Here is a 23,467-nt window from a genome sequence, read left to right as displayed (position 1 = left end):
TTTATGCGGCAGTGACAGCGCTGAGACAATCCGGATCAATGTCGGGCAGGGCCTGAAAGGCGGGCCTTGCATAGTAATAGCCCTGATGACGCGTGATACCCTTCTGGTAGAGCCAGCGCGCCTCTTCCAGCGTTTCGACGCCTTCAGCCACCAGCCCTATCCCGAGAGTCTGTGCCATCGAACAGATATGGCCCATCAGGTTTTGACGCCGCACATCCTGGCCAATATTGCTGATCAAAATCCGATCGAGCTTCAGATGACTCGGGGATAAAACCGTCAGAAGATCGAGATTGGCATGGCCGGTCCCAAAGTCATCCAGCGCCACGCTAAATCCCATCTCGTGATATTCCTCAACGATGTGACGCAGATGATCCCGGTCGGTCACATGCTCGTTTTCGGTTATCTCGAAAATCAGGTTATTGAGGGACCACCCTACCCGCTCGGCCACTTTCAGAGTCGCACGTATGCAGGCGCGCGGCTCGTAAACGGCATTAGGCAGAAAATTGATTGACAGCCTTGTGGTCATGCCAAGCTGGCTGGCCATCTCGATCGCCCGCACCCGACAGGCCTGATCAAAGGCATAAAGATCCTTGGGGGTGACCTGTGACAAAACCGACCAGGCAGACTCTCCATTGACACCACGCACTAAAGCTTCATGCGCAAAAATGCCGCCGTTTTCCAGATCCACGATAGGCTGAAAAGCCATGGTGAAAGAGAAAGGCAGATCGCTTTGGCAGTTCTCACATTCCCCGTTGATGAAATGACATCCCACGACAGGTACTCAAAAGGCTGATTGAACCGTCAGTATGGGTGAGAAAACCTTTTTTCAGAGACAAAAAAAGCCGACCCGGAGGTCGGCTTTTCTGACGATAGCAGGAAGAGCGGTTTATTCTTCGCCGCTGGCTTCTGCTGCTACCGGGCGATCAACCAGCTCGACATACGCCATGGGCGCATTGTCGCCAGCACGGAAACCGCACTTGAGAACGCGAACATAACCACCCGGACGGGCGTTGTAGCGCGGACCCAGCTCGTTAAAGAGCTTGCCAACCGTATCCTTGGAGCGGGTACGGCTGAACGCCAGGCGGCGATTGGCCACACTGTCATTTTTCGACAGAGTGATCAGCGGCTCAATATAACGACGCAGCTCCTTGGCCTTGGGCAGCGTGGTTTTGATCATTTCATGCTCGACCAGCGAGATGCACATGTTCTGGAACATGGCATTACGATGCGAGCTGTTACGGCTTAGATGACGACCGGTTTTACGATGACGCATGGATAAGATTCCTTACCAATCTGGGGCGCGAGTCACCCGTTCAGGCAGAGGCCTTGTCGTCTTTCAAACTCGCCGGCGGCCAATTATCCAGCCGCATGCCAAGTGAAAGATTACGGGCCTCGAGAACGTCCTTGATTTCATTCAACGACTTCTTGCCGAGATTGGGTGTTTTAAGAAGCTCTACTTCGGTGCGCTGAATCAGGTCACCGATATAGTAGATATTCTCGGCCTTGAGGCAGTTGGCACTTCGGACAGTCAATTCGAGATCGTCAACAGGACGCAGTAGAATCGGATCAATTTGATCTTCCTCTTCCTCTACTTCCTGTTCTTTCTCGGCTTCAAGATCGACGAAGGCAGCCAGCTGCTCCTGCAGAATGGTTGCAGAGCGGCGGATGGCCTCTTCGGGATCCAGCGTGCCATCTGTTTCCAGATCAATGACCAGCTTGTCGAGGTCGGTGCGCTGTTCAACACGCGCCGCTTCAACAGCATAGGAAACACGGCGAACCGGCGTATACGTGGCGTCAAGCTGCAGACGTCCGATAGCGCGTGACTCGTCATCACGCTCGGCACGAACATCTGCAGGCTCGTAACCACGGCCGCGCATAACGCGCAGCTGCATTTTCAGTTCACAGCCATCATTGATATGAGCAATGACGTGATCCGGATTGACAATCTCGATGTCATGATCGGCGGCGATGTCGCCGGCGGTCATGATGCCCGGGCCCTGCTTGTTTAGCGTTAATACAACGTCATCGCGGCCATGCATCTTGATGGACACGCCCTTCAGATTCAGGAGGATTTCAATAACATCTTCCTGAACACCTTCGATTGCGCTGTACTCATGCAGAACGCCTTCGATCTCTGCTTCTGTAATCGCACACCCGGGCATGGATGACAGCAGAATACGACGCAGGGCGTTCCCGAGAGTATGACCAAAGCCGCGCTCGAAAGGCTCGAGCACGATCTTTGCATGATTCGCGCTGACTTCTTCGACCTTGATGTCGCGAGGTCTTAGAAACTCTGTCACTGAACGCTGCATATGAACACCTATCAGGCTGCCAAACGGTTAATCCAAAAAAGCTCAATGCTTATTTGGAGTACAGCTCGACAATCAGGTTTTCGTTGATGTCGGCAGACAGGTCGCCGCGCTCAGGCAGAGCCTTGAAAGTGCCTTCCATCTTCTTCGAGTCAACGTCGACCCAGCTTACATCGCCACGGTTGCCAGCAAGCTCGAGGGACTGCTGAATACGCGACTGATTCTTGGCCTTTTCACGAACGCTGACCACATCACCGGGACGGACCTTGTAGGACGCCACGTTGACGGTACGACCGTTGACGGCGATGGCCTTGTGGCTGACCAGCTGGCGAGATTCGCTGCGAGTCGAGCCAAAGCCCATGCGATAAACGACGTTGTCGAGGCGAGTCTCGAGGAGCTGGAGCAGAACTTCACCAGTGGCTCCCTTCTGACGCGCGGCTTCCTTGTAGTAATTGCGGAATTGCTTTTCCAGTACGCCGTAGTAACGACGGACCTTCTGCTTTTCACGCAGCTGCGAGCCGTATTCGGAAAGACGCTGACGGCGCTGACCGTGTTGACCCGGGGGAGTCTCTGACTTGCATTTCTTCTCGAACGCCGTAACACCGCTCTTCAAAAAGAGGTCGGTGCCTTCGCGACGAGAGAGCTTGCACTTCGGACCAGTATAACGTGCCATGAGTGTGTCTCCTTAAACGCGACGCTTTTTCGGCGGGCGGCACCCGTTGTGCGGGATGGGTGTCGCGTCGGTAATGCTCTGCACGCGAAAACCGGCGGCATTCAATGCGCGCACGGCGGACTCACGGCCGGGCCCCGGGCCCTTGACCAGTACGTCGACGTTTTTCACACCATACTCGGCTGCAGCGGTAGCTGCACGTTCACTTGCCACTTGGGCAGCGAACGGGGTGCTCTTGCGAGAACCACGAAAACCCGAACCACCGGCAGTGGCCCATGAAAGAGCGTTGCCCTGGCGGTCTGTGATCGTCACGATCGTATTGTTAAAAGAGGCATGGATGTGGGCAACCGCATCCACTACCTGCTTTTTAACCTTTTTACGGTTACTGCGCGGGTTAGCCATGTTTGATGTTCCTGAATTCTAAACGCCGGACATGCGTTTATTTGCGAATCGGTTTACGCGGTCCCTTGCGGGTACGCGCATTCGTCTTCGTGCGCTGCCCGCGCATCGGAAGACTGCGACGATGGCGCAGACCACGGTAGCAACCCAGATCCATGAGACGCTTGATATTCAGCGTAATCTCACGGCGAAGGTCACCTTCCACGGCATATTGGCCAACTGCAGTACGCACTTCGTCGAGTTTCTCGGCGGAGATATCTCCAACCTTGACGTCGGGTGCGATACCCACCTGCGCACAGATTTCCTTAGCGCGGGTGCGACCAATACCGTAGATGTAGGTCAGCGAGATCGCCGCATGCTTGTTGTCCGGGATATTGACGCCTGCAATACGGGCCATCAGCTTTCTCCGAATTTGAGCGGCTTGCTCGGTTAATCGTCTGTAAAAGGCGCAATAGCATATCTCCCCTGATAACTCTTGGCAAGGGGTATGCATTACAACCTGTCTCTTTGGCAGTGAAGCTCAAGCTTCCCGCCCTTACCGCAATCACAGTGAAACTGTATGACGGCATGATCAGACCGTGCGGCCTGAGTGGCAAATGGCAGGCCTGAACAACGACCTGCCATCACCGGGAGATGTCAGCGCATTACACCGCCGCTGCCATACCCCTTGAGGTTTGACTTCTTCATTACGGACTCATACTGACTGGACATCAGATGAGACTGAACCTGCGCCATGAAATCCATGACCACCACCACCACGATCAGCAGCGAAGTGCCGCCAAAGTAGAAGGGCACCTGCCATGCCACCATGAGGAACTGGGGCATGAGGGAAACCAGGGTAATGTAGAGAGCGCCAAACAACGTAAGACGCGTCATGACCTTGTCGATATAACGCGAAGTCTGCTCGCCGGGGCGAATGCCCGGCAGGAATGCTCCCGATTTCTTCAGATTATCTGCTACATCCTTCGGGTTGAAAACCAGAGCGGTGTAGAAAAAACAGAAGAAAACAACGGCAGTGGCAAACAGCAGAATATACAACGGCTGACCCGGCCCGAGAGCCTGGGAAATGGTCGTCAGCCACCCCATGTTTTCGCCCTGACCAAACCACTGTCCCAGCGATGCCGGGAAAAGCAGAATGCTCGAAGCAAAAATGGGCGGAATAACGCCGGCCATGTTGACCTTCATCGGCAGATAACTGCTCTGGCCGGCATACATCTTGTTGCCGACCTGTCGACGCGGATAGTTGACCGTAATACGGCGCTGTCCACGCTCGATGAAAACCACAAAGGCGACCGTTGCAATACCCAGTACACCGAGTGCCAGCAGCGGCAGTACATTCCAGGCACCATCATTGCGCGCCAGTTCGAATGACTGCCCGAGCGCACCGGGCAAACCGGCAACAATACCGGCAAAGATGATCAGCGAAATACCATTGCCGATCCCTTTCTCGGTAATCTGCTCACCCAGCCACATCAGGAATACGGCACCAGCCACAAACGTGGTGACTGCCGTAAAGTAGAAGCTGAAATCGGCGCTGTAAGCGACCCCGTTACTGACAAGCCCTACTGACATGCCGATCGCCTGGATCAATGCCAGCAACACCGTGCCGTAGCGAGTGTACTGGCTGATCTTTCGACGGCCGGCCTCGCCTTCCTTCTTCAGCTGTTCAAGCTGCGGCGAAACCACGGTCAGAAGCTGCATGATAATTGATGCAGAAATATAGGGCATGATGCCCAGTGCAAAAATACTCATGCGCTGCAGGGCACCACCCGAGAACATGTTGAACATGCTCAGAATGGTGCCCTGATTTTCTCTGAACAAGGCAGTGAGCTGGTCAGGATCGATACCGGGGACTGGAATGTGGGCACCGATGCGATACACCACGATTGCGATAAAAACGAACCGTAGGCGAGCCCATAGCTCGCCCAGACCGCTTTGCATGTTAGCCGGTACTTTTCCTGACTTTGCCATTTAGTCCTCTACCTTGCCACCGGCGGCTTCAATGGCAGCCCGTGCACCCTTGGTGACTTTCAGACCACGTACGGTAATGGCGCGATCGAGGGTGCCAGACAGCACAACCTTGGCAAAACGCGTGGCATTTTTCAGTACGTTGGCCTTTTTCAGGCTTGCCAGATCCGCAACGTCGCCTTCGACATTGGCCAGGTCGTTAAGACGAACTTCTTCGCTGACCAGTGACTTGGCGGACGTAAAGCCGAATTTGGGCAGACGACGCTGAAGCGGCATCTGACCACCTTCGAAACCCGGCTTGATGGAGCCGCCGCTACGAGAGGTCTGACCCTTGTGACCGCGACCAGCGGTCTTGCCCAGGCCGGAACCGATACCGCGACCAACACGCTTTTCAGCGTGCTTGGCACCCGGTGCCGGGCTCAGGCTATTCAGTTTCATGGTCATTACTGAGCTCCTTCAACGCGAACGAGGTAGTTGACCTTGTTGATCATGCCACGAACGGCAGGTGTGTCTTCAAGTTCAACCGTATGGTTGATACGACGAAGACCCAGCCCGCGCATGGTGGCCTTGTGCTTTTCAAGTACGCCGATCGTGCTGCGTACCTGAGTAACCCTGATTGTGGCTGACATGGCGCTTACCCCGTAATCGCTTCGACGGACAGGCCACGCTTTGCCGCAACGTCCTCGGGAGAACGCATGGAAGCGAGGCCCTTGACGGTTGCGCGCACGACGTTGACCGGATTGGTCGAGCCATAGCACTTGGCCAGAACGTCATGTACACCGGCCAGTTCCAGTACCGAACGCATCGCACCACCTGCGATGATACCGGTACCTTCAGAAGCAGGCTGCATGAAGACCTTGGAAGCGCCATGGTTGGCACGTACCGGATACTGCAGCGTGTTACCGCGCAGCTCGACCTTGATCATGTTGCGATGAGCCTGATCCATCGCCTTCTGGATCGCGACCGGCACTTCACGCGCCTTGCCACGGCCAAAACCGATACGACCATTGCCATCGCCTACGACGGTCAGAGCGGTGAAACCGAAAATACGGCCACCCTTGACCACTTTGGCAACACGGTTGATCTGAACAAGCTTTTCCTGCAGATCGCCGTTGCCCCTCTGTTCGTTATTCGCCATCGTTGAACCCTTTAGAATTGCAGGCCGCCTTCGCGCGCGGCATCAGCGAGGGCCTTGACCCGACCATGGTACCTGAACCCGGAACGGTCAAAGGCAACTTCAGTAATTCCCGCTTCCTTTGCGCGCTCGGCCAGCAGAGTACCAACGCGAGCAGCGGCGTCGGCATTGCCGGTCGCATCTTCACGCAGCGACTTGTCGAGCGTGGAGGCGCTGACCAGTACCTGGCCACCGTCTGCGGAAATAATCTGAGCGTACATGTGACGCGGTGTGCGATTGACACTCAGACGATTGATACCAAGTTCGCGGATCTTGGCGCGCGTGCGGCGGGCACGACGGAGACGAGCTTCTTTCTTCGCGTTCATAACCCTGCCCTATTTCTTCTTGGCTTCTTTACGAAGGATGCGTTCATCGCTGTAACGAACACCCTTGCCCTTGTAGGGCTCCGGCGGACGGAACGAACGAATCTCGGCAGCCACCTGACCAAGACGCTGCTTGTCAGCGCTCTTGAGAACGATCGTGGTGTTTTTGGGCGTTTCAACAACCACGCCTTCAGGCACCTTGTAATCGATCGGGTGAGAGAAACCAAGTGTCAGGTTGAGTGTCTGACCGTTGGCCTGAGCACGATAACCTACGCCGGTAATTTCCAGCGAACGGGTAAAGCCTTCAGTAACACCAACGACCATATTGTTGACCAGAGCGCGGGTAGTACCGGCCATGGCCCAATTCTTGGCTGAAGCGCTGGGTTCGAACGTCAGCTGGTCTTCCTGCTGACCAATCACAACATCGTTGTGAACGTTCATTTCCAGCTGCCCCTGACCGCCCCGGACGGTCAGCCTGCCTTCCTCGAGCGTGACTTCCACACCGCTGGGCAGCTTAACCGGGTATTTTGCAATCCTGGACATCATAGACTCCTAGAATACGGTGCAGATGACTTCACCGCCGACGCCTGCCTGGCGCGCCGCACGATCGGTCATGACACCTCTGGAGGTGGACACAATGGCCACTCCCAGACCGTCTGCTACGCGCGGCAGCTCATCCTTGCCCTTGTAGCTGCGAAGGGAAGGCTTCGATACACGCTGAATGTGCTCGATGACCGGCTTGCCTTCGAAGTACTTGAGGACAATCGTCAGGTCAACCTTGACGTCGCCTTCAACGGAGAAGTCGGCAATGTAACCTTCTTCTTTCAAAACACGCGCGACTTCGACCTTGATCTTGGAAGACGGCATGGTCACCGTCTCCTTGGTCGCCATCTGCGCATTACGGATACGAGTCAGCATATCCGCGAGTGTATCCTGCATGCTCATCGATAACGCTCCTGATGCGATTACCAGCTGGACTTGGTCAGGCCCGGCACGTCACCGCGCATGGCCGCTTCGCGCAGTTTGTTGCGCCCAAGTCCGAACTTGTTGTAATAGCCGTGCGGACGGCCGGTGACGCGGCAGCGATTGCGCTGGCGCACCGGGCTCGAATCACGCGGCAGTTTCTGCAGCTGCAGCTGCGCATCGAAGCGCTCTTCGTCCGAACTGTTGACGTTGCTGATGATCGCCTTGAGCTCTGCACGACGGGCTGCATACTTGTCTACCAGCTCGGCGCGCTTGCGCTCGCGCTCAACCATGCTTTTCTTTGCCATGATTACACCTTTATTTCCGGAAGGGGAAGTTCAGCGCACTCAGGAGTGCACGAGCTTCTTCGTCGGTGCCGGCAGACGTCGTGATGGTGATATCCAGCCCGCGAACACGGTCAACCTTGTCGTATTCGATCTCGGGGAAGATGATCTGTTCACGCACACCCATCGAGTAGTTCCCACGACCATCAAATGATTTCGCATTGAGGCCACGGAAGTCACGAATACGCGGAATCGCGATGTTTACCAGCCGGTCAAGGAAGTCCCACATACGCTCGCTGCGCAGGGTCACCTTGGTACCGATCGGCCAGCCTTCACGTACCTTGAAGCCCGCAACTGACTTGCGAGCCAGAGTTACGATTGGCTTCTGGCCGGAAAGCTTTTCCAGATCAGCCACGGCATTATCGATCAGCTTCTTGTCGCTGGTCGCATCACCGACGCCCATATTCAGGGTCACCTTGGTGATCCGGGGCACCTGCATTACGTTGGCGTAGCCAAACTGCTCTGTGAGCTTGGCCATCACCTCGTCTTTGTACTGCTCTTTCAAGTTCGCCATGTTGCCACCCGAATCGCGTTAGGCGTCGATCTGCTTTTGCGTCGACCTGAAGATACGGATCTTGGTACCGTCGTCATTCATCTGAAAGCCGACCCGATCCGCCCTGCCGGTCTCCGTATTGAAGATAGCAACGTTAGAACCGTGGATCGGAGCCTCACGCTCAACGATACCCCCTTGATTGCCGGCCATCGGGTTGGGCTTGGTGTGACGCTTGATCATGTTCACACCTGAAACCACGTAGCGCCCGTCCTGCAGAACCCGCTTGACGGTACCGCGCTTGCCCTTGTCCTTGCCGGCGATGACGACGACTTCATCATCACGTTTGATCTTGCGCATAATTCCGCCTCGCTCCTTACAGCACTTCGGGCGCCAGGGAGATAATCCGCATGAACTTCTCGGTACGAAGTTCGCGGGTTACCGGCCCGAAAATACGAGTGCCTACCGGCTGCTCGTTGGCGTTGTTCAATAAAACCGCCGCATTGCCATCGAAGCGGATAAGAGAACCATCCGGACGGCGAATTCCGCTGCGTGTGCGTACTACAACGGCCTTGAGCACCTGACCCTTTTTGACACGGCCACGCGGAATCGCTTCCTTGACCGTGACCTTGATGATGTCGCCAACACGGGCGTAACGGCGGTGAGAGCCACCAAGGACCTTGATGCACTGGACCCTGCGCGCTCCGCTGTTGTCAGCGACATCCAGCATTGTTTGCGTTTGAATCATCGGTTTTCTCCAAACCTGAACTGATGCACGGGTTTAGGCAGATGCCTTACCCTCTGGCCTGCTCGACGACTTCAACCAGAGTCCATGCCTTTTTCTTTGAAAGCGGCCGACACTCTTCGATGGAAACCAGATCGCCGATGTGGGCCTGATTGGTTTCGTCGTGCGCATGCAGTTTGGTGGAGCGCTTCATGTACTTACCGTAAATCGGATGGCGCTCACGACGCTCGATCATGACAACGATCGATTTTTCCATCCGATCACTCACCACACGACCGGTGAGCCTGCGTGCTTGCTTTGCCTGTTCTTCGGCCATTTCAGTCCACCTTCTCGTTGAGCACAGTCTTCACGCGCGCGATGTCGCGGCGAACCTGTTTGAGCAGATGGTTCTGGCTCAACTGACCGGTAGCCTTCTGCATCCGCAGGTTGAATTGCTCGCGCAGCAGTTCGAACAGCTGCTCATTGAGCGCTTCGGTCGACTTGTCACGAAGTTCCTGAGCTTTCATTACATTACCGTCCGTTTCACAAAGGTAGTGGCAACGGGCATCTTCTGAGCCGCGAGACTAAACGCTTCACGCGCCATCTCTTCCGATACGCCTTCAATTTCATAGAGAACCTTGCCGGGCTGAATCTGAGCGACCCAGTACTCGACGGAACCCTTGCCCTTACCCATACGGACTTCGAGCGGCTTTTCGGAAATCGGCTTATCCGGGAACACACGGATCCAGATCTTGCCACCACGTTTAACATGACGCGTGATAGCACGACGGCCGGCTTCAATCTGACGAGCAGTGATACGACCACGGCCGGTCGCCTTGAGGCCGTACTCACCGAAGCTCACGCTACTACCGCGATGCGCCAGACCGCGGTTGCGGCCCTTTTGCTGCTTGCGGAATTTGGTACGCTTGGGCTGTAACATCGACTATCCCCTTACTTGGAACCTTTCTTCTTGCCGGGAGCGCCAGTCTGCGAATTATTCTGCTTCGCACGGACTTCTTCGATCCCACCAAGAATTTCGCCCTTGAAGATCCACACCTTGACACCGATGACACCGTAAGTGGTGTGCGCCTCGTAAATCGAGTAATCGATATCGGCACGCAGGGTGTGAAGGGGAACACGGCCTTCGCGATACCATTCCGTACGCGCGATCTCTGCACCACCAAGACGACCGGAAAGCTGAATCCGGATACCCTTGGCGCCCAGACGCATGGCGTTTTGTACCGCCCGCTTCATGGCACGACGGAACATGACGCGACGCTCAAGCTGACCGGCGACATTCTGCGCCACCAGCGCAGCGTCGAGTTCAGGCTTGCGAACTTCCTCGATGTTAACGTGCACAGGCACGCCCATCAGATTGGTCAGGTCGCGACGCAGACGCTCGACATCTTCACCCTTCTTGCCGATCACGATACCCGGACGTGCGGTATGGATGGTAATACGGGCGTTGTTGGCCGGACGCTCAATGTGAATTTTACTGACAGAAGCGCTTTTCAGACGCTCGGACAGAAAACTGCGAACTTCGAGATCGTTATTAAGCTTGTCGGCATAAGCACCGCGCTCGGCGTACCACACGGAAGTGTGGTCCTTGACGATCCCGAGACGAATACCGACTGGATTGACTTTTTGACCCATCTGGTCGACTCCTACTTCTCGGCTACCTTGACGGTGATATGGCAGGTACGCTTCATGATGCGATCCGCACGGCCCTTGGCACGCGGCAGAATACGCTTGAGCGTCATGCCCTCATCGACACAGATGGTCGAGACGCGAAGCTCGTCGATGTCCATGCCGTTATTTTCTTCCGCGTTGGCGATAGCGGATTGCAGTACCTTTCTCACCAGCACAGCCGCCTTTTTGGGCGAAAATGCCAGGATATTCAGTGCTTCTGCGACCGGCTTGCCCCGCACCTGATCTGCCACCAAACGAGCCTTCTGGGCGGACAGGCGAGCGCCGCGCAATTTAGCAGCTACTTCTTCCATTATGGTCCTCTCCCTTACCGCTTGGCTTTCTTGTCAGCCGCGTGACCGCGATAGGTGCGGGTGGCAGCAAATTCGCCCAGCTTGTGGCCCACCATCTCTTCAGAGACGTGAACCGGTACATGCTGGCGACCGTTATGGACAGCAATGGTGAGTCCTACCATATTGGGCAGGATCATCGAGCGACGCGACCAGGTCTTGATCGGTTTGCGGTCGCTCTTTTCCACAGCCGCCTCAACCTTCTTCAAAAGATGAAGGTCAATGAAGGGACCTTTCTTAAGTGAACGTGGCACAGCCGTTACCCCTTAAATACTGATGTTTGGCCTTGCGGCACCGTTTATCTGGCTTTGCGACGACGCACGATAAGCTTGTCGGTACGCTTGTTCTTGCGCGTCTTGTGACCCTTGGTCGGAATACCCCAGGGGGTTACCGGATGACGGCCACCACTGGTACGACCTTCACCACCACCATGCGGGTGATCAACCGGGTTCATCGCGACGCCGCGAACCGTCGGACGTATGCCTCTCCAACGCTTGGCGCCGGCCTTGCCGAGCTGCCCAAGGCTATGCTCGGAGTTGCCGACTTCGCCCAGCGTGGCGCGACATTCAGCCAGGATACGACGCATTTCACCGCTACGCAGACGCACGGTGGCATAGTTGCCTTCACGTGCGACCAGCTGAGCACTGGTACCCGCGCTGCGTACAAGCTGCGCGCCCTTGCCGGGCTTGAGCTCGATGCAATGAATGGTCGAACCAACCGGAACATTGCGCAGAGGCAGAGCGTTGCCCTGACGAATCGGTGCATTGACACCCGACTCCAGGCGATCGCCTTCTGCAACACCGCGAGGGGCAATGATGTAACGGCGTTCACCGTCCACATATTTCAGCAGTGCAATGTGTGCGCTGCGGTTCGGATCGTATTCAAGACGCTCGACGATGGCCGGAATGCCATCCTTGTTACGCTTGAAGTCCACCAGACGATAGTGCTGGCGATTGCCACCACCCACGTGACGGGTAGTGATACGACCGTTGTTGTTACGACCGCCCGAGCGAGATTGTGCTTCGGTCAGCGCCGCATACGGACGCCCCTTGTACAGTCCTTCGGTGACGACCTTCACCTTATGGCGACGGCCGGCGGACGTGGGTTTTGTCTTGACTACTGCCATGATCCGTTCTCCTGCCTCACTCGGCGCCGGTGAAGTCTTCGAGCGTTTCGCCCGCAGCCAGGGTGACGTAGGCCTTGCGATAGCCGCTGCGATGACCTTCACCACGAGCGTTACGCTTGACCTTGCCCTTCATGTTCAGGACTTGGACGCTGTCGACCTTCTTTTCAAAAAGGGCTTCAACGGCCTTTTTGATTTCGGGCTTGGTAGCATCACTGGCGACCTTGAAGACGTACTGATTACGCTCTGCAGCGTAGGCAGCCTTCTCGGTCATGTGCGGACCAAGCAGCACCTGGAATACGCGTTCCTGATTCATGCCAGCTTCTCCTCGAACTTGCGGAGGGCGGGTACGGTCATCAGCACCTTGTCATAGGCAATCAGGCTGACAGGATCCGCGCTCGACGCTTCGATGACATCCACATTGGGAATGTTGCGAGCGGCCAGATAGAGGTTCTGATCCAGCTCGTCAGTCACGATCAGCACCTTTTCCAGACCGAGGTCGGAAAGACGACCAACCAGCTGTTTGGTCTTGGGGCTGTCTACGGTAAAGGCATCAACAGCGACCAGACGTTCCTGACGCACGAGCTCCGAAAGGATGGAGCGCATGGCAGCGCGGTACATCTTGCGATTGACCTTCTGAGAGTGATCCTGCGGACGGGCCGCAAAAGTCACACCACCGGTACGCCAGATCGGCGAACGGATGGTACCGGCACGAGCACGACCGGTACCCTTCTGACGCCACGGCTTCTTGCCACCGCCGCTGACGTCAGAACGGTTTTTCTGTGCACGGGTACCCTGACGTGCGCCTGCCAGATAGGCAGTCACGACCTGGTGAACCAGCGCCTCGTTGAATTCCTTGCCAAAGGTGTCGTCGGAAATCTCGACGGCCCCGGCTCCTGCACCTGCAAGATTGAGATTCATCGTTACCTACCCCTCAGCGAGCTTTGACAGCGGTGCGCACGATCACATCGCTACCGGCAGCACCAGGTACGGCGCCCTTGACCAGCAACAGATTGCGTTCGGTGTCGACACGGACGATTTCAAGGCTCTGAACGGTGACACGCTCGTTACCCATCTGACCGGCCATCTTCTTGCCCTTGAAGACGCGACCCGGCGTCTGGCACTGACCGATGGAACCCGGCGCGCGATGCGACAGAGAGTTACCGTGAGTGGCGTCCTGCGTGCGGAAGTTCCAGCGCTTGACTGCGCCCTGGAAACCCTTGCCCTTTGACGTACCAGTGACGTCAATGAGCTGGCCTGCTTCGAAGAGGGATACGGTGAGCTCGCTTCCGGACTGCGGATCTTCTTCGCCTTCGGAAAGACGGAATTCCGCGAGGAAACGACCGGCCTCAACACCTGCGCTGGCATATTGCCCGGCAATTGCCTTGGTGAGGTGCTTGGCCTTGCGCGAGCCTGCAGTAACCTGCACGGCACGGTAACCATCAGACTCGAGAGTCTTGATACGCGTGACGCGGTTAGGCTCGACTTCAATTACGGTTACCGGCACGGATGCGCCATCTTCGGTAAAGATACGGGTCATACCGCTCTTTTTACCGACTAAACCGATAGACATGTTCAGTCTCCTTTAGTGTACGGGGCTATCACCCGCTATGGCTGCCCTTTCCAGAGCATTCCACTAGCACATTGTGTGACGCCATCCCGGCGTGAGCGGCGGGGCGTATGCCCTAAAATGCCGCGTGAGTGACTAGTGTTGGGTTAATCAACCTTGATCTGTACGTCCACACCAGCTGCCAGATCAAGCTTCATCAGTGCATCAACCGTTTTCTCGGTCGGCTCAACGATGTCCAGCACACGCTTGTGGGTACGAATCTCATACTGATCGCGCGCGTCCTTGTTGACGTGCGGAGAAATCAGGATGGTGTAGCGCTCACGCCTGGTCGGCAGCGGAATGGGACCGCGAACCTGCGCACCAGTGCGCTTGGCAGTATCCACAATTTCCTGTGCGGACTGATCGATAAGACGATGATCAAAGGCTTTCAAGCGAATGCGAATCTTCTGGTTCTGCATTACCCGGGACTCCAGGGAAATTCAAGACGATGTCTGACGCCGATGGGCGCCTGACCGCCTACGCACGCCTTAAAAGGATGCGCATTATAGGCAGGCACTCGCTCAGAGTCAAACATGCATATGACAAAGGGGCCTCCCGACGGAGGCCCCTTTAGATTTCGAGCCGCTAAATCACTCGATGATCTTGGCAACAACACCAGCGCCAACGGTACGACCGCCTTCGCGGATAGCGAAGCGCAGGCCGTCTTCCATGGCGATCGGAGCGATCAGAGTGATCACCATTTTAACGTTGTCGCCCGGCATAACCATTTCAACGCCTTCCGGCAGTTCACAGGTACCGGTCACGTCAGTGGTACGGAAGTAGAACTGCGGACGGTAGCCCTTGAAGAACGGCGTGTGACGACCACCCTCTTCCTTGGACAGGATGTAGACTTCGGACTCGAACTTGGTGTGCGGCTTGATGCTGCCCGGCTTGGCCAGAACCTGACCACGCTCGACGTCATCACGCTTGGTACCACGCAGCAGGGCACCAACGTTCTCACCAGCACGACCTTCGTCGAGCAGCTTACGGAACATCTCGACACCGGTGACGGTAGTCTTGACGGTGTCCTTGAGGCCGATCATCTCGACTTCTTCGCCCGGCTTGACGATACCGCGCTCGATACGACCAGTTACAACGGTACCACGACCGGAGATGGAGAAGACGTCTTCGATCGGCATCAGGAACGGCTGATCAATGGCACGCTCAGGCTCGGGGATATACTCATCCATGGCGCGAACGAGGTTGGCAACGGCGGTAGTACCCATGCCATTGTCGTCCTTGCCTTCCAGTGCCATCAGGGCGGAACCGATGATGATCGGCGTGTCGTCACCCGGGAAGTCGTACTCGGACAGAAGCTCACGAACTTCCATCTCGACCAGCTCGAGCAGCTCTTCGTCATCGACCATGTCAGCCTTGTTCAGGAAGACAACGACAAACGGAACACCCACCTGACGAGACAGCAGGATGTGCTCACGAGTCTGCGGCATCGGGCCGTCAGCTGCGGAACAGACCAGGATAGCGCCGTCCATCTGGGCAGCACCGGTGATCATGTTCTTGACGTAGTCAGCGTGCCCCGGGCAGTCAACGTGCGCGTAGTGACGCGTTTCAGACTGGTATTCAACGTGTGCTGTCGAGATCGTGATACCACGCTCACGCTCTTCAGGAGCGTTGTCGATGGTAGCAAACTCACGCCAGTCACCACCGAATACTTCGGCAGAAACACGTGTCAGGGCCGCAGTCAGCGTAGTTTTACCATGGTCAACGTGACCGATGGTGCCTACGTTTACGTGCGGTTTGGAACGTTCAAATTTTTCCTTGGCCACTGCTATAACCTCTTTATCAGCTAACGGTTATCATTTCTGGTTGATGACGGCTTCGACGATGCTGGACGGTGCCTCATCGTACTTCGCAAACTCCATGGAGTAGCTTGCGCGGCCCTGGGTCTGAGAACGCAGATCGGTCGCATAACCGAACATCTCACCCAGCGGCACCATGGCACGGATAACCTTACCGGAAGTAGTGTCATCCATACCCTGAACAAGACCACGCCGACGGTTAAGGTCGCCCATGACATCACCCATGAAATCTTCGGGTGTTACCACTTCGACGCTCATCACCGGCTCGAGCAGTACTGCTCCGGCCTTGCGTGCGCCCTCCTTGATTGCCATGGAAGAGGCAACCTTGAAGGCATTCTCATTGGAGTCGACGTCGTGATAGGAACCGTCATACAGCGCTACCTTGACGTTGATCATCGGATAACCGGCGATGACACCGTTCTGCAGCTGCTCAAAGGCACCCTTCTCGACTGCCGGCACATATTCCTTGGGTACTACACCACCGACGATCTCGGAATTGAACTTGAAGGTCATTTCCGGATCATCACCGCGATCCTCATCCGTCAGCGGCTCGATGCGCAGGTAGACATGACCGAACTGGCCACGGCCACCGGACTGACGAACAAACTTGCCTTCCTGCTCGACGCTCTTCTTGATCGTCTCGCGATAGGCAACCTGCGGCTTGCCGATATTGGCTTCGACCTTGAACTCGCGACGCATGCGGTCGACAAGAATGTCGAGGTGAAGCTCGCCCATACCGGAGATGATGGTCTGTCCGGTTTCCTCGTCAGTCTTGACGCGGAAAGAGGGATCTTCCTGAGCCAGCTTGCCCAGAGCGATACCCATCTTCTCCTGGTCAGCCTTGGATTTCGGTTCAACGGCAACCGAAATAACCGGCTCGGGAAATTCCATTCGCTCAAGAACGATCTTGGAGTTCGGGTCACACAGGGTATCACCGGTAGTGACATCCTTGAGACCGACACAGGCAGCGATATCGCCTGCGTAAACTTCCTTGATCTCCTGGCGGCTGTTGGCGTGCATCTGAACGATACGTCCAACGCGCTCCTTCTTGTCCTTCACCGAGTTGTAGACCTGGTCGCCGGAGTTGAGCACGCCAGAGTATACGCGGATAAAGGTCAGCGTTCCGACGAACGGGTCGGTCGCGATCTTGAAAGCCAGTGAAGAGAAGGGGGCGCTGTCATCGGCTTCACGGGTTTCAATGGTCCCCGCAGCGTCATCCAGCTCACCTTCGATGGCCTTGACCTCGGTCGGCGACGGCAGATACTCGATAACCGCATCCAGCATGGCCTGTACGCCCTTGTTCTTGAACGCCGAGCCACAGGTTACCAGTACGATTTCGTTGTCCAGCGTACGACGACGCAGACCAGCCTTGATTTCCTCGATGGAAAGCTCACCGCCTTCGAGATACTTTTCCATCAATTCTTCAGAGGCTTCAGCGGCAGACTCGACCATATGCTCGTGCCATTCCTGAGCCGTTTCCTGCAGCTCAGCGGGAATGTCGACGAGGTCATAGGTCATGCCCTTGTCTTCTTCATTCCAGAGAATGGCCTTCATTTGAAGAAGGTCGATGACACCCTTGAATTCATCTTCCGCACCCCAGTTGATCTGGATCGGTACGGCATTGGCGCCCAGACGCTTGCGCATCTGCTCGACAACCATGAAGAAGTCTGCACCGGCACGGTCCATCTTGTTGACGAACACCATGCGGGGAACTTCATAACGGTTGGCCTGGCGCCAGACGGTTTCGGTCTGCGGCTGAACACCGGAGCTACCACACAGTACGACGATCGCACCATCAAGCACACGCAGGGAGCGTTCAACCTCGATGGTGAAGTCAACGTGCCCGGGAGTGTCGATGATGTTGATGCGATGCTCATCGAACTGCTGATTCATGCCGCTCCAGAAACAGGTGGTCGCAGCAGAGGTGATGGTAATACCACGCTCCTGCTCCTGCTCCATCCAGTCCATGACAGCGGCACCTTCGTGCACTTCACCGATCTTGTGAGAAAGACCCGTGTAGAAGAGCACGCGTTCGGTGGTCGTTGTCTTGCCGGCATCAACGTGGGCGCAGATACCGATATTGCGGTAGCGCTTAAGAGGAGTCTTGCGTGCCACGATAGCGTATCCTGTAGTTGGAAGCGCCTTCGTTTGAAGGCGCTTCTATTAGAAGCGGTAGTGAGAGAAGGCCTTGTTGGCTTCAGCCATACGATGGACGTCTTCACGCTTCTTGACAGCAGCACCCTTGCCTTCAGCCGCGTCCAGCATTTCGCCGGCCAGCCTCTGCACCATGGTCTTTTCACCACGATTGCGTGCCGCGTCCACCATCCAGCGCATTGCCAGCGCCTGACGACGGGAAGGACGCACTTCAACGGGTACCTGGTAGGTAGCACCGCCAACACGACGTGATTTAACTTCGACCATGGGCTGGATGGCTTCCAGTGCCTTGTCGAAAATGTCCAGCGGCTCATCATTGGAGCGTTCGGCAACCCGATCCAGCGCACCATATACGATGCGCTCGGCGACGGATTTCTTGCCGCTGATCATCAGATGGTTCATGAACTTGGCCAGGCGCTCACTTCCGAACTTGGGATCCGGCAGGATGTCGCGCTTCGCCGCAATACGTCTTCTAGGCATGATAAGCCCTCAGTCAGAAGAGTCTTTCAGGTAAACCCGGGACCAAACACCTCAGGGTGCGCTGCCCGGCCTTACTCTTATCAGACCGTGTAAATTAAATGGATACCGATCAGGATTTCGGCTTTTTGGTGCCGTACTTCGAGCGCGACTGCTTACGGTTCTGAACACCGGAGGTATCCAGAGCACCGCGTACAGTGTGATAACGCACACCCGGAAGATCCTTTACGCGGCCGCCACGGATCAGGACCACAGAGTGTTCCTGAAGGTTGTGGCCTTCACCACCGATATACGAAGCGACTTCGTAACCGTTGGTCAGACGAACACGGCAGACCTTACGAAGTGCCGAGTTCGGCTTCTTGGGAGTGGTTGTATAAACGCGCGTACAAACACCGCGGCGTTGCGGGCAGGCCTGCAGCGCAGGCACGTCGCTTTTGGCCTGCGGGCGCTTGCGGGGCTTGCGCACCAGCTGATTAATCGTTGCCATAAAAGGCTCGCTCCAATGATGATGATACAAAACAGCAGGGACAGGACGCACCTATCCCTACTGTTAAAGGCTGCGAATTCTAAGGGTTTGCCCACAAGGGCGTCAAGCCCTGCGCCATATCAGACACAGGGCTCGAGTCCCGTTAGAGGTCGTCGTCAGCGTCCAGGGCGGTCAAATGCTCACCCAGCTGCTGTTCGACATCGAAGGCCGAAGGATGCGGATCTCGCGTAGCGCCCTCCTTCCTGCGACGACGTTCGGCATGATGGGTAAGACCCGTACCTGCCGGAATAAGACGGCCAACTACCACGTTCTCCTTCAGGCCACGCAGATAATCGCGCTTGCCGGTCACGGCAGCCTCGGTCAGTACACGTGTGGTTTCCTGGAAGGAAGCCGCCGAAATGAAGGACTCGGTCGCCAGCGATGCCTTGGTGATACCCAGCAGTACACGGTCATACTTGGCAGGGAACTTCTCCTGCTCATGCAGCCGTACATTCTCGGCCAGCACACGTACCAGCTCGACCTGATCGCCCGGAATCAGCGTGCTGTCGCCAGCATCAGTGATCTCTACCTTGCGCAGCATCTGACGCACGATGGTTTCGATGTGCTTGTCGTTTATGCCAACGCCCTGCAGACGATAAACATCCTGGATTTCAGCCGTGATGTATTTGGCCAGCTCACTGACGCCCAGCAGACGCAGGATATCGTGCGGATTGCTGGGGCCATCGGAAATGACCTCACCACGCTCGACGGTTTCGCCTTCAAAGACACCAATCTGACGCCACTTGGGAATCAGCATTTCGACCGGATCACCATCGGTGGGCGTAATCATCAGACGACGCTTGCCCTTGGTTTCCTTGCCGAAAGTGATGGTACCCGTGGTTTCGGCCAGTACTGAAGCCTCCTTGGGCTTGCGCGCCTCAAACAGGTCGGCAACGCGCGGCAGACCACCGGTGATGTCCTTGTTACCGGACGCTTCCACCGGAATACGAGCGACCACTTCACCAATGCCGATAGCGGAGCCATCGTCAACGGAAACAATCGCATTACCAGGCAGCATATACTGTACCGGTGTATTGGATCCCGGCAGGGAAACCGCTTCGCCATGCTCGTTTTGCAGCATGATCATCGGACGCTTGTCGCGGCCGGATGTCGGTCGGTTACCGGACTCGATCACTTCGATGGAGGACAGGCCGGTCATCTCATCAACACTACGGTTGATGGTGACGTTTTCTTCCATATCCGTGAACTGAATACGGCCCTGCACCTCGGAAACGATCGGATGCGTGTGCGGATCCCACTTGGCCACAACCTGACCGGATTCAACCTGCGCGCCATCCTTGATGGACAGCTCGGCACCATAGGGCAGCTTGTAGTACTCACGCTCACGACCATGCTCATCGGCAACGGCCAGAGCACTCGAACGAGACACCACGACCAGCTTGCCGTCGCTGCGCTCAACATGCTTCATGTTGTGCAGTCGCACGCTACCGCCATGCTTGACCTGAACACTGTCCACGGCCGAAGCACGAGAGGCCGCACCACCGATGTGGAAGGTACGCATGGTCAGCTGGGTACCCGGTTCACCGATCGACTGTGCCGCGATAACACCTACCGACTCACCAACGTTGACCACATGTCCGCGGGCCAGATCGCGGCCGTAGCAGGACGAGCAGACACCGTGTGCCGTTTCACAGGTAATGGTCGAGCGCACCACAATCTCGTCAACACCCATGGTATCGAGACGGTTGCACCAGGCTTCATCCAGCAGCGTGTTGCGTGGAATCAGCACTTCTTCGGTCTGCGGATCAATGACGTCACGCGCCACGACGCGACCCAGAACACGCTCGGCCAGAGAGACGATGATATCGCCACCTTCAATGACCGGATGGAGCGTCAGGCCTTCTTCCGTGCCGCAATCGACCTCGGTCACGACCACATCCTGAGCCACGTCAACCAGACGACGCGTCAGATAACCGGAGTTAGCCGTCTTGAGTGCCGTATCTGCCAGACCCTTACGAGCACCGTGCGTCGAGATGAAGTACTGCAGTACGTTCAGCCCCTCACGGAAGTTCGCGGTGATCGGCGTCTCGATGATCGAGCCGTCCGGCTTCGCCATCAGGCCACGCATACCGGCAAGCTGACGGATCTGGGCGGCGCTACCACGCGCACCGGAGTCCGCCATGATGAAGACGCTGTTGAACGAATCCTGCTCAACCTCGTTACCTTCACGATCGGTCACTGTTTCCTTGGAAATACCGGTCATCATGGCACGGGCGACCTTGTCGTTCGCCTTGGACCAGATATCGATGACCTTGTTGTATTTCTCGCCTGCCGTAACAAGACCCGAAGAGAACTGATCCTCGATTTCCTTCACTTCGTCCTCGGCCGCTTCGATAATCTCCTTCTTGGAGTCGGGGATTACGAAGTCGTTAACGCCGATGGAAGCACCTGACCAGGTGGCCAGACGGAAACCGGTATACATCAACTGGTCGGCAAAGATGACGGTTTCCTTCAGACCCACCAGGCGATAGCCGGCGTTGATCAGCTGGGAAATCGCCTTTTTCTTCATGGACTTATCGACCATTTCGAACGGCATGCCGCGCGGCACGATGCGATACAGCAGCGCACGTCCCACGGTGGTGTCCTTGACCGAGATCTGCTCGACAAGCTCACCGCTCTCTTCATCACGCGCCCATTCGCTCAGACGAACACGAACGCGAGCATGAAGATCGACACTCTGGGTACCGAAGGCGCGCTCAACCTCGTTGAGGTCAGAGAAGGCCATGCCTTCGCCCCTGGCCCCGATGCGCTCGCGGGTCATGTAATACAGACCCAGTACCACGTCCTGCGACGGGACGATGATGGGATCACCGTTAGCCGGCGACAGCACGTTGTTGGTCGACATCATCAGTGCACGCGCTTCGAGCTGGGCTTCCAGCGTCAGCGGCACGTGTACGGCCATCTGGTCGCCGTCAAAGTCGGCGTTGTAGGCCGCACAGACCAGCGGGTGCAGCTGAATCGCCTTGCCTTCGATCAGCATCGGCTCGAACGCCTGGATACCCAGACGGTGCAGCGTCGGCGCACGGTTAAGCAGCACCGGATGCTCACGAATCACGTCGGCAAGGATGTCCCAGACTTCGGGCATTTCACGCTCGACCAGCTTCTTGGCGGCCTTGATGGTCGAGGCCTGACCGCTGCCCTGCAGCTTCGAATAGATGAACGGCTTGAACAGCTCAAGCGCCATCTTCTTGGGCAGACCACACTGATGCAGACGCAGTGTCGGACCCACGGTGATCACCGAACGGCCGGAGTAATCGACACGCTTGCCCAGCAGGTTCTGACGGAAACGCCCCTGCTTGCCCTTGATCATGTCAGCCAGTGACTTCAGCGGACGCTTGTTCGAGCCGGTGATGGCACGACCGCGACGGCCGTTGTCCAGCAGGGCATCGACAGACTCCTGAAGCATACGCTTTTCATTGCGGACGATAATGTCCGGCGCAGACAGATCCAGCAGACGCTTGAGACGGTTGTTACGGTTGATCACACGACGATAGAGGTCGTTAAGATCAGATGTTGCGAAGCGACCACCGTCCAGCGGCACCAGCGGACGCAAATCCGGTGGCAGTACCGGAAGCACTTCCATGACCATCCAGCCCGGATGGTTGCCAGAACGATAGAAGGCTTCCAGCAGCTTGAGGCGCTTGGACAGCTTCTTGATCTTGGTATCAGAGTTGGTCTGCGGAATTTCCTCACGCAGACGGTCAATCTCTTCACCCAGATCGATATCGGACAGCAGCGCCTGTACGGCTTCGGCACCCATGCGGGCGTCAAAGTCGTCGCCAAACTCTTCAAGCGCTTCGAAATACTGCTCATCGTTGAGCAGCTGACCACGCTCAAGCGTCGTCATGCCGGGATCGATGACCACGAAGGACTCGAAATAGAGCACGCGTTCAATATCACGCAGGGTCATATCCAGCAGCATGCCGATACGCGACGGCAGCGACTTCAAAAACCAGATGTGCGCGACGGGAGACGCCAGCTCGATATGGCCCATCCGCTCGCGACGTACGGACGCCTTGGTGACTTCGACGCCGCACTTTTCACAGATGATGCCACGGTGCTTCATGCGCTTGTACTTGCCGCACAGGCACTCGTAATCCTTGACCGGACCAAAAATCTTGGCACAGAACAGGCCGTCACGCTCTGGCTTGAACGTCCGGTAGTTAATGGTCTCGGGCTTTTTGACCTCGCCAAACGACCAGCTGCGGATCATGTCCGGAGAAGCAAGCGAAATCCGAATGGCATCAAACTCTTCGGACTGCGCCTGCGATTTAAGAACTTTGACCAGATCTTTCATGGGGTCGGCTCCGTTGCGGAGTTGTCATGAGCGGGGCCCGATT

33 protein-coding genes are annotated in these 23,467 nt (G+C 56.5%); all 33 read right to left on the bottom strand.

The features are described from left to right. Position 1 precedes the first annotated feature (1 nt). The 33 genes from B9H00_RS11660 to rpoC all read right to left on the bottom strand — a co-directional run bounded on the left by B9H00_RS11660 (position 2) and on the right by rpoC (position 23,424). A complete protein-coding gene (locus tag B9H00_RS11660; RefSeq protein WP_086901841.1) occupies positions 2-706 on the bottom strand; it encodes an EAL domain-containing protein in 705 nt (234 codons plus the stop codon). A 180-nt stretch (positions 707-886) separates the two neighbouring features. Beyond that, positions 887-1,273, bottom strand: coding sequence for a 50S ribosomal protein L17 (gene rplQ / locus B9H00_RS11655; protein ID WP_086900783.1), 387 nt, complete (start codon positions 1,271-1,273; stop codon positions 887-889). A gap of 40 nt (positions 1,274-1,313) precedes the next feature. Next, the gene (locus tag B9H00_RS11650) at positions 1,314-2,312 is read right to left on the bottom strand and encodes a DNA-directed RNA polymerase subunit alpha (RefSeq protein WP_086900782.1); all 999 of its coding nucleotides are present in this window, start codon (positions 2,310-2,312) and stop codon (positions 1,314-1,316) included. Between the two features lie 49 nt (positions 2,313-2,361). Continuing rightward, a complete protein-coding gene (gene rpsD, locus B9H00_RS11645; RefSeq protein WP_086620775.1) occupies positions 2,362-2,982 on the bottom strand; it encodes a 30S ribosomal protein S4 in 621 nt (206 codons plus the stop codon). A gap of 12 nt (positions 2,983-2,994) precedes the next feature. Continuing rightward, complete coding sequence (gene rpsK / locus B9H00_RS11640) at positions 2,995-3,381, bottom strand: 30S ribosomal protein S11 (RefSeq protein WP_009723883.1); 387 nt, start codon at positions 3,379-3,381, stop codon at positions 2,995-2,997. Between the two features lie 37 nt (positions 3,382-3,418). Continuing rightward, positions 3,419-3,775 carry a 30S ribosomal protein S13 gene (rpsM, locus tag B9H00_RS11635; RefSeq protein ID WP_086620776.1) on the bottom strand — a complete coding sequence of 119 codons (357 nt, stop codon included), beginning with the start codon at positions 3,773-3,775 and terminating at the stop codon, positions 3,419-3,421. Positions 3,776-4,014: 239 nt separating this feature from the next. Next, positions 4,015-5,349, bottom strand: a complete 1,335-nt coding sequence (gene secY / locus B9H00_RS11630; protein ID WP_086620777.1) for a preprotein translocase subunit SecY — start codon at positions 5,347-5,349, stop codon at positions 4,015-4,017. Continuing rightward, entirely contained in the window at positions 5,350-5,784 is a 435-nt protein-coding gene (gene rplO / locus B9H00_RS11625) for a 50S ribosomal protein L15 (protein ID WP_086901840.1), read from the bottom strand. Positions 5,785-5,789: 5 nt separating this feature from the next. Then, entirely contained in the window at positions 5,790-5,975 is a 186-nt protein-coding gene (rpmD, locus tag B9H00_RS11620; protein WP_086620778.1) for a 50S ribosomal protein L30, read from the bottom strand. A gap of 5 nt (positions 5,976-5,980) precedes the next feature. Continuing rightward, the gene (rpsE, locus tag B9H00_RS11615) at positions 5,981-6,484 is read right to left on the bottom strand and encodes a 30S ribosomal protein S5 (protein ID WP_086620779.1); all 504 of its coding nucleotides are present in this window, start codon (positions 6,482-6,484) and stop codon (positions 5,981-5,983) included. An 11-nt stretch (positions 6,485-6,495) separates the two neighbouring features. After that, positions 6,496-6,846: a 50S ribosomal protein L18 gene (gene rplR / locus B9H00_RS11610; RefSeq protein ID WP_086620780.1), complete on the bottom strand. Its 351-nt coding sequence runs from the start codon at positions 6,844-6,846 to the stop codon at positions 6,496-6,498. 9 nt (positions 6,847-6,855) lie between these two features. Then, a complete protein-coding gene (gene rplF, locus B9H00_RS11605; protein ID WP_086900781.1) occupies positions 6,856-7,386 on the bottom strand; it encodes a 50S ribosomal protein L6 in 531 nt (176 codons plus the stop codon). Between the two features lie 9 nt (positions 7,387-7,395). Beyond that, a complete protein-coding gene (gene rpsH / locus B9H00_RS11600) occupies positions 7,396-7,788 on the bottom strand; it encodes a 30S ribosomal protein S8 (protein WP_086900780.1) in 393 nt (130 codons plus the stop codon). Positions 7,789-7,808: 20 nt separating this feature from the next. Further along, complete coding sequence (gene rpsN, locus B9H00_RS11595) at positions 7,809-8,114, bottom strand: 30S ribosomal protein S14 (protein WP_086900779.1); 306 nt, start codon at positions 8,112-8,114, stop codon at positions 7,809-7,811. A gap of 10 nt (positions 8,115-8,124) precedes the next feature. Then, a complete protein-coding gene (rplE, locus tag B9H00_RS11590; protein WP_086620784.1) occupies positions 8,125-8,664 on the bottom strand; it encodes a 50S ribosomal protein L5 in 540 nt (179 codons plus the stop codon). An 18-nt stretch (positions 8,665-8,682) separates the two neighbouring features. Next, the gene (rplX, locus tag B9H00_RS11585) at positions 8,683-9,000 is read right to left on the bottom strand and encodes a 50S ribosomal protein L24 (protein WP_086620785.1); all 318 of its coding nucleotides are present in this window, start codon (positions 8,998-9,000) and stop codon (positions 8,683-8,685) included. Positions 9,001-9,016: 16 nt separating this feature from the next. Further along, positions 9,017-9,388 (bottom strand): 50S ribosomal protein L14, encoded by a 372-nt coding sequence (gene rplN, locus B9H00_RS11580; protein WP_086620786.1) that lies wholly within the window; start codon positions 9,386-9,388, stop codon positions 9,017-9,019. A gap of 46 nt (positions 9,389-9,434) precedes the next feature. Next, positions 9,435-9,701 (bottom strand): 30S ribosomal protein S17, encoded by a 267-nt coding sequence (rpsQ, locus tag B9H00_RS11575; protein ID WP_086620787.1) that lies wholly within the window; start codon positions 9,699-9,701, stop codon positions 9,435-9,437. Position 9,702: 1 nt separating this feature from the next. Continuing rightward, positions 9,703-9,891, bottom strand: coding sequence for a 50S ribosomal protein L29 (rpmC, locus tag B9H00_RS11570; RefSeq protein WP_086620788.1), 189 nt, complete (start codon positions 9,889-9,891; stop codon positions 9,703-9,705). Then, entirely contained in the window at positions 9,891-10,304 is a 414-nt protein-coding gene (gene rplP / locus B9H00_RS11565; RefSeq protein WP_086620789.1) for a 50S ribosomal protein L16, read from the bottom strand. Before rplP ends, rpmC begins: the two co-directional genes overlap by 1 nt. A gap of 11 nt (positions 10,305-10,315) precedes the next feature. Further along, positions 10,316-11,017, bottom strand: a complete 702-nt coding sequence (gene rpsC, locus B9H00_RS11560; protein ID WP_086900778.1) for a 30S ribosomal protein S3 — start codon at positions 11,015-11,017, stop codon at positions 10,316-10,318. An 11-nt stretch (positions 11,018-11,028) separates the two neighbouring features. Continuing rightward, entirely contained in the window at positions 11,029-11,364 is a 336-nt protein-coding gene (rplV, locus tag B9H00_RS11555; protein ID WP_086620791.1) for a 50S ribosomal protein L22, read from the bottom strand. A gap of 14 nt (positions 11,365-11,378) precedes the next feature. Further along, the gene (gene rpsS, locus B9H00_RS11550) at positions 11,379-11,654 is read right to left on the bottom strand and encodes a 30S ribosomal protein S19 (RefSeq protein ID WP_008959165.1); all 276 of its coding nucleotides are present in this window, start codon (positions 11,652-11,654) and stop codon (positions 11,379-11,381) included. 44 nt (positions 11,655-11,698) lie between these two features. Beyond that, positions 11,699-12,526, bottom strand: coding sequence for a 50S ribosomal protein L2 (gene rplB / locus B9H00_RS11545; protein WP_086900777.1), 828 nt, complete (start codon positions 12,524-12,526; stop codon positions 11,699-11,701). A gap of 16 nt (positions 12,527-12,542) precedes the next feature. Continuing rightward, positions 12,543-12,839, bottom strand: coding sequence for a 50S ribosomal protein L23 (rplW, locus tag B9H00_RS11540; RefSeq protein ID WP_086620792.1), 297 nt, complete (start codon positions 12,837-12,839; stop codon positions 12,543-12,545). After that, the gene (gene rplD, locus B9H00_RS11535; RefSeq protein ID WP_086900776.1) at positions 12,836-13,444 is read right to left on the bottom strand and encodes a 50S ribosomal protein L4; all 609 of its coding nucleotides are present in this window, start codon (positions 13,442-13,444) and stop codon (positions 12,836-12,838) included. The genes rplW and rplD overlap by 4 nt, the downstream gene beginning before the upstream one ends. Positions 13,445-13,457: 13 nt before the next feature. Beyond that, entirely contained in the window at positions 13,458-14,096 is a 639-nt protein-coding gene (gene rplC, locus B9H00_RS11530) for a 50S ribosomal protein L3 (RefSeq protein WP_086620794.1), read from the bottom strand. Positions 14,097-14,239: 143 nt separating this feature from the next. Continuing rightward, positions 14,240-14,551 carry a 30S ribosomal protein S10 gene (rpsJ, locus tag B9H00_RS11525; RefSeq protein ID WP_019951460.1) on the bottom strand — a complete coding sequence of 104 codons (312 nt, stop codon included), beginning with the start codon at positions 14,549-14,551 and terminating at the stop codon, positions 14,240-14,242. 171 nt (positions 14,552-14,722) lie between these two features. Beyond that, positions 14,723-15,916, bottom strand: a complete 1,194-nt coding sequence (tuf, locus tag B9H00_RS11520; RefSeq protein WP_086620795.1) for an elongation factor Tu — start codon at positions 15,914-15,916, stop codon at positions 14,723-14,725. Between the two features lie 30 nt (positions 15,917-15,946). Beyond that, complete coding sequence (gene fusA, locus B9H00_RS11515; RefSeq protein WP_086900775.1) at positions 15,947-18,064, bottom strand: elongation factor G; 2,118 nt, start codon at positions 18,062-18,064, stop codon at positions 15,947-15,949. A 48-nt stretch (positions 18,065-18,112) separates the two neighbouring features. Next, positions 18,113-18,583, bottom strand: a complete 471-nt coding sequence (gene rpsG / locus B9H00_RS11510; RefSeq protein ID WP_086620797.1) for a 30S ribosomal protein S7 — start codon at positions 18,581-18,583, stop codon at positions 18,113-18,115. 109 nt (positions 18,584-18,692) lie between these two features. Continuing rightward, positions 18,693-19,067: a 30S ribosomal protein S12 gene (gene rpsL / locus B9H00_RS11505; RefSeq protein ID WP_086620798.1), complete on the bottom strand. Its 375-nt coding sequence runs from the start codon at positions 19,065-19,067 to the stop codon at positions 18,693-18,695. Positions 19,068-19,209: 142 nt separating this feature from the next. Beyond that, positions 19,210-23,424, bottom strand: coding sequence for a DNA-directed RNA polymerase subunit beta' (rpoC, locus tag B9H00_RS11500; RefSeq protein WP_086900774.1), 4,215 nt, complete (start codon positions 23,422-23,424; stop codon positions 19,210-19,212). Positions 23,425-23,467 lie beyond the last annotated feature (43 nt).

Origin of the sequence: Kushneria marisflavi (genome assembly GCF_002157205.1) — a bacterium.
Lineage (GTDB): Bacteria > Pseudomonadota > Gammaproteobacteria > Pseudomonadales > Halomonadaceae > Kushneria > Kushneria marisflavi.
This window is presented reverse-complemented; position numbering and strand designations above follow the sequence as displayed.

Bases quoted from the DNA above. Each gene is read 5' to 3' on its own strand.
- B9H00_RS11660 (WP_086901841.1), bottom strand. From the start codon at position 706: ATGGCTTTTCAGCCTATCGTGGATCTGGAAAACGGCGGCATTTTTGCG.
- rplQ (WP_086900783.1), bottom strand. From the start codon at position 1,273: ATGCGTCATCGTAAAACCGGTCGTCATCTAAGCCGTAACAGCTCGCAT.
- B9H00_RS11650 (WP_086900782.1), bottom strand. From the start codon at position 2,312: ATGCAGCGTTCAGTGACAGAGTTTCTAAGACCTCGCGACATCAAGGTC.
- rpsD (WP_086620775.1), bottom strand. From the start codon at position 2,982: ATGGCACGTTATACTGGTCCGAAGTGCAAGCTCTCTCGTCGCGAAGGC.
- rpsK (WP_009723883.1), bottom strand. From the start codon at position 3,381: ATGGCTAACCCGCGCAGTAACCGTAAAAAGGTTAAAAAGCAGGTAGTG.
- rpsM (WP_086620776.1), bottom strand. From the start codon at position 3,775: ATGGCCCGTATTGCAGGCGTCAATATCCCGGACAACAAGCATGCGGCG.
- secY (WP_086620777.1), bottom strand. From the start codon at position 5,349: ATGGCAAAGTCAGGAAAAGTACCGGCTAACATGCAAAGCGGTCTGGGC.
- rplO (WP_086901840.1), bottom strand. From the start codon at position 5,784: ATGAAACTGAATAGCCTGAGCCCGGCACCGGGTGCCAAGCACGCTGAA.
- rpmD (WP_086620778.1), bottom strand. From the start codon at position 5,975: ATGTCAGCCACAATCAGGGTTACTCAGGTACGCAGCACGATCGGCGTA.
- rpsE (WP_086620779.1), bottom strand. From the start codon at position 6,484: ATGGCGAATAACGAACAGAGGGGCAACGGCGATCTGCAGGAAAAGCTT.
- rplR (WP_086620780.1), bottom strand. From the start codon at position 6,846: ATGAACGCGAAGAAAGAAGCTCGTCTCCGTCGTGCCCGCCGCACGCGC.
- rplF (WP_086900781.1), bottom strand. From the start codon at position 7,386: ATGTCCAGGATTGCAAAATACCCGGTTAAGCTGCCCAGCGGTGTGGAA.
- rpsH (WP_086900780.1), bottom strand. From the start codon at position 7,788: ATGAGCATGCAGGATACACTCGCGGATATGCTGACTCGTATCCGTAAT.
- rpsN (WP_086900779.1), bottom strand. From the start codon at position 8,114: ATGGCAAAGAAAAGCATGGTTGAGCGCGAGCGCAAGCGCGCCGAGCTG.
- rplE (WP_086620784.1), bottom strand. From the start codon at position 8,664: ATGGCGAACTTGAAAGAGCAGTACAAAGACGAGGTGATGGCCAAGCTC.
- rplX (WP_086620785.1), bottom strand. From the start codon at position 9,000: ATGCGCAAGATCAAACGTGATGATGAAGTCGTCGTCATCGCCGGCAAG.
- rplN (WP_086620786.1), bottom strand. From the start codon at position 9,388: ATGATTCAAACGCAAACAATGCTGGATGTCGCTGACAACAGCGGAGCG.
- rpsQ (WP_086620787.1), bottom strand. From the start codon at position 9,701: ATGGCCGAAGAACAGGCAAAGCAAGCACGCAGGCTCACCGGTCGTGTG.
- rpmC (WP_086620788.1), bottom strand. From the start codon at position 9,891: ATGAAAGCTCAGGAACTTCGTGACAAGTCGACCGAAGCGCTCAATGAG.
- rplP (WP_086620789.1), bottom strand. From the start codon at position 10,304: ATGTTACAGCCCAAGCGTACCAAATTCCGCAAGCAGCAAAAGGGCCGC.
- rpsC (WP_086900778.1), bottom strand. From the start codon at position 11,017: ATGGGTCAAAAAGTCAATCCAGTCGGTATTCGTCTCGGGATCGTCAAG.
- rplV (WP_086620791.1), bottom strand. From the start codon at position 11,364: ATGGAAGAAGTAGCTGCTAAATTGCGCGGCGCTCGCCTGTCCGCCCAG.
- rplB (WP_086900777.1), bottom strand. From the start codon at position 12,526: ATGGCAGTAGTCAAGACAAAACCCACGTCCGCCGGCCGTCGCCATAAG.
- rplW (WP_086620792.1), bottom strand. From the start codon at position 12,839: ATGAATCAGGAACGCGTATTCCAGGTGCTGCTTGGTCCGCACATGACC.
- rplD (WP_086900776.1), bottom strand. From the start codon at position 13,444: ATGAATCTCAATCTTGCAGGTGCAGGAGCCGGGGCCGTCGAGATTTCC.
- rplC (WP_086620794.1), bottom strand. From the start codon at position 14,096: ATGTCTATCGGTTTAGTCGGTAAAAAGAGCGGTATGACCCGTATCTTT.
- rpsJ (WP_019951460.1), bottom strand. From the start codon at position 14,551: ATGCAGAACCAGAAGATTCGCATTCGCTTGAAAGCCTTTGATCATCGT.
- rpsG (WP_086620797.1), bottom strand. From the start codon at position 18,583: ATGCCTAGAAGACGTATTGCGGCGAAGCGCGACATCCTGCCGGATCCC.
- rpsL (WP_086620798.1), bottom strand. From the start codon at position 19,067: ATGGCAACGATTAATCAGCTGGTGCGCAAGCCCCGCAAGCGCCCGCAG.
- rpoC (WP_086900774.1), bottom strand. From the start codon at position 23,424: ATGAAAGATCTGGTCAAAGTTCTTAAATCGCAGGCGCAGTCCGAAGAG.